5 protein-coding genes are annotated in these 3699 nt (G+C 68.9%); 4 read left to right on the top strand and 1 reads right to left on the bottom strand.

Features of this window, described 5'->3' with window-relative positions; genetic code table 11:
- Positions 1-149 precede the first annotated feature (149 nt).
- Genes fabG through AACZ35_RS13175 form a run of 4 tightly spaced genes read left to right on the top strand, consistent with a single transcriptional unit; the run spans position 150 to position 3277 of the window.
- Positions 150-878: a 3-oxoacyl-ACP reductase FabG gene (fabG, locus tag AACZ35_RS13190; RefSeq protein ID WP_339830047.1), complete on the top strand. Its 729-nt coding sequence runs from the start codon at positions 150-152 to the stop codon at positions 876-878.
- A complete protein-coding gene (locus AACZ35_RS13185; protein ID WP_339830045.1) occupies positions 875-2122 on the top strand; it encodes a beta-ketoacyl-ACP synthase in 1248 nt (415 codons plus the stop codon). Before fabG ends, AACZ35_RS13185 begins: the two co-directional genes overlap by 4 nt.
- A 24-nt stretch (positions 2123-2146) precedes the next feature.
- A complete protein-coding gene (locus AACZ35_RS13180) occupies positions 2147-2584 on the top strand; it encodes an excinuclease ATPase subunit (RefSeq protein ID WP_339830043.1) in 438 nt (145 codons plus the stop codon).
- A 9-nt stretch (positions 2585-2593) separates the two neighbouring features.
- Positions 2594-3277: a 4'-phosphopantetheinyl transferase superfamily protein gene (locus tag AACZ35_RS13175; protein WP_339830041.1), complete on the top strand. Its 684-nt coding sequence runs from the start codon at positions 2594-2596 to the stop codon at positions 3275-3277.
- Between the two features lie 21 nt (positions 3278-3298).
- Here AACZ35_RS13175 and cueR read toward each other — a convergent pair whose 3' ends face one another.
- On the bottom strand, positions 3299-3697 hold the full coding sequence (cueR, locus tag AACZ35_RS13170; protein ID WP_339830039.1) for a Cu(I)-responsive transcriptional regulator: 399 nt from the start codon (positions 3695-3697) through the stop codon (positions 3299-3301).
- Positions 3698-3699: the final 2 nt, after the last annotated feature.

Genomic DNA, 3699 nt, shown 5'->3' with positions numbered 1-3699 from the left:
CGCATCGAAGCCCGCCGCGAACTGATGGGCGACAACGGCCTGGGCATGTTCGCCTGCCGCATCCTCGACGGCGACCAGGAAATCGCCGTCGCCAATGTCTCGGTCTTCGAACCACCGGACCCCGAGGCCTACCTGGGAAACAGAACCGAATGAACCAACGTACCGTCCTGATCACCGGCGCCAGCCGCGGCATCGGCCGCGGCATCGCCCTGCGCCTGGCCCGCGACGGCTTCGACCTGGTCGTGCACTGCCGCAGCCGCCGCGAACAGGCCGAGGAAGTCGCGACGATGGCGCGCGAGCTCGGCCGCGAGGCCCGCGTGCTTTGCTTCGACGTCGCCGACCGCGCCGCCTGCGCCGAGGCGCTGACCGCCGACATCGAGGCCCACGGTGCCTACCACGGCGTCGTCTGCAACGCCGGCATCGCCCGCGACAGCGCCTTCCCGGCCATGCCCGGCGAGGACTGGGATGCGGTCGTGCACACCAACCTCGACGCCTTCTACAACGTGCTCCAGCCGGTGGTGATGCCGATGGTCCGGCGCCGGAAGCCGGGCCGCATCGTCACCCTTTCGTCGGTGTCGGGCCTGGCCGGCAACCGCGGCCAGACCAACTACAGCGCCGCCAAGGCCGGCATCATCGGCGCCAGCAAGGCGCTGGCGCTGGAACTGGCCAAGCGCGAAATCACCGTCAACTGCGTGGCCCCGGGCCTGGTGGATACCGAGATGCTGGATGAAAGCATCCGCGAGGAAGCCCTGAAGCTGGTCCCGCTGCGGCGCGTGGGTACCGTCGACGAGGTCGCCGCGGTGGTGTCCTTCCTGATGTCCGACGACGCGTCCTACGTTACCCGGCAGGTGATTTCGGTGAACGGGGGCATGCTGTGAGCCGGCACACCGTGGACCGCCGCGTGGTGGTCACCGGCCGCGGTGCGATCAGCCCGCTGGGCCACGACTGGCCGTCGGTACTGGCGCACCTGAAGTCCGGCCGCAACGCCGTGCAGCGCTTCGACGACTGGGGCAGGTACCGCGGTCTCAACACCCGCCTGGGCGTGCCGGCTGCCGACTTCGAGCTGCCCGCGCACTACAACCGCAAGACCACGCGCAGCATGGGCCGGGTGGCACTGCTGGCGACCCTGGCCAGCGAACGCGCCCTGGCCGATGCCGGGCTGCTGGGCGACCCGCTGCTGCAGTCGGGCAAGGTCGGCATTTCCTACGGCAGTTCCGCCGGAACGCCTTCATCGATGAGCGACTTCGGCCGCATGCTGGCCGAGCTCAATACGCAATACATAAACGCCACCACCTACATCAAGATGATGAGCCACACCGCGCCGGTGAACATGGGCGTGTTCTTCGGCATCACCGGTCGCATCGTCACCACGTCCAGCGCCTGCACCTCGGGCAGCCAGGGCATCGGCTACGCCTACGAAGCCATCCGCGCCGGCAGGCAGGTGGCCATGCTGGCCGGCGGCTCCGAAGAGCTCGACGTCACCGCCGCCACCGTCTTCGACACGCTGTTCGCCACCAGCAACGCCAACGACACCCCGGAGCTGACGCCGCGTCCCTTCGACGCCGACCGCGACGGCCTGGTGGTGGGCGAGGGCGCCTGCACCCTGGTGCTGGAAGACCTGGAACACGCCTTGGCCCGCGGCGCCACCATCCACGCCGAGATCGTCGGCTTCGGCACCAACAGCGACGGCCAGCACGTCACCCAGCCCAACGCCGCGACCATGGCCGGCGCGATGCGCCTGGCGCTGGAGGATGCCGGCCTGTCGCCGGACGCCATCGGCTACGTCAACGCCCACGGCACCGCCACCGGCCACGGCGACATCGCCGAAACCACGGCCACGAACGAGGTGTTCGGCGAGCGCATGCCGATCAGTTCGCTCAAGAGCTACACCGGCCACACCCTGGGCGCCTGCGGCGCGCTCGAGGCCTGGGTGACGCTGGAGATGATGCGCGAGGGCTGGTTCCATCCGACCCTCAACCTGCGCAATGTCGACCCGCGCTGCGGCCGGCTCGACTACATCACCGGCGAAGGCCGGGTGCTGGACACCGACTACGCCATGAGCAACAACTTCGCCTTCGGCGGCATCAATACCTCGCTGGTGCTGCGCCGCTGGAATGACTGACCGAGCAAGGGAGACCCAAGCCTGATGAAGCTGCTAGCCCCGATTTTCCTGATCGCCGCCCTGGCCACCACTACCGCGCAGGGGCGTGATTCGCGCCTGCACCTGGATTTCGCCGAAGCCGTGAGGTCCGGGCTGGCCGACGGCACGCTCGATGGTTCGGTCAGTTTCCACCTGGCCGGCGCGGCCACCCCGGCCATCAGCAAGCGGCACGGCGCGGCCAACTCCAACCGCAAGACCAATGCGCTCAACAAGAGCGACGAAGAAGCCTGCCGCTGGGTGCTGATGAGCGTGCTGGTGGCCATGCAGGACCAGGCGCGTTCGCAGGGTGCCAACGCGGTGGTGGACATCACCAGCAACTACAAGAAACAGGAATTCTCCAGCCCCACGCAGTACGAATGCGCGGCCGGGGCGATCATGGCCGGCGTGGCGCTCAAGGGCACCTACGCGACGGTTTCGCGTTGATAGCGCCCGATGGCTGACTGCCACGTCGAGCTGGCCGCGCTGGAGGCGACAGAGTCGCTGGCCACGGTGGGCCTCGACTGGCTGGTCGCCGCCGAGCGCGAGCGGCTGGAAAAGATCACGGCGCCGCTGCGGCGGCGCCAGTTCCTGGCCGGCCACTGGCTGGTACGCGACCTGGCCGCACGCTGCCGGGGCGGTGCGTCCGCCGACTGGCAGCTGGAAGCGGATGACCGCGGGCAGCCGGCGCTACGCCACCGAAACACGCGCCTGTGCGCGTCGATCAGCCACAGCGGCGGCTTCATCGCCGTCGCCGTGGCGAGCCATCCCGTGGGCCTGGACCTGGAATTCCCCGGACGCCCGCGCGACCTCGGCGCGCTGGCAGGCTTCACGTTTTCACCGGAAGAATGCCGTGCCCTCGAAGACACCCCGGCCGAACAGCGGGTGCAGCAGTTCCTTTCCACCTGGAGCCTGAAGGAAGCCTTCGGCAAACGCAGCGGGGAAGGGCTGCAACCATCGCGCGCCCGGCGCATGCTTGCGCGCGAAGCGGACCCCGCGTCCGCGGAAGCCTGGCTGTGGGATTTGCCGGGGCAGGGCGTACTGGCGCTGGCCGCCTGGCCCGGCGCCCGGGTCAATGTGCAGGCAAGCCAGGCGCTTCCAGCGCCCGGCACCTGGTGCTACGAGAACCTGCCGGACTGAACCCGCGCCGGCGGCCACCCACTACATTTCCCCGGCCGCCAGGTCGTCGAGGATCGGGCAATCGGGGCGATTGTCGCCATGGCAGTGCTTCGCCAGCATTTCCAGCGTGCGCTGCATCGACTGCATTTCAGCGATGCGCTGCGACAGGTCGTGGGCATGGGCCAGCGCCAGCTGCTTGACCTCCGCGCTGCTGCGACCGGGGTCGGACCACAGCCCGAGCAGCTGTTGAATCTGCTTCATCGAAAAACCCAGGGTGCGCGAGCGTTTGATGAAACGCAGGCGGTGCAGGTCGGCCTCGCTGTAGAGCCGGTAGTTGGCGAAGGTGCGGCTGGCCGGCGGAATCAGGCCGGTGGCTTCGTAGTGCCGGATCATCTTCGCCGACACCCCGCTCAACGCCGAGGCCTCGCCGATGTTGTGCAGTC

It is taken from the genome of uncultured Arenimonas sp. (assembly GCF_963976025.1).
GTDB lineage: Bacteria > Pseudomonadota > Gammaproteobacteria > Xanthomonadales > Xanthomonadaceae > Arenimonas.
The sequence above is the reverse complement of the archived record's forward strand: the minus strand, read 5'-3'. Positions and strand labels throughout refer to the sequence as shown.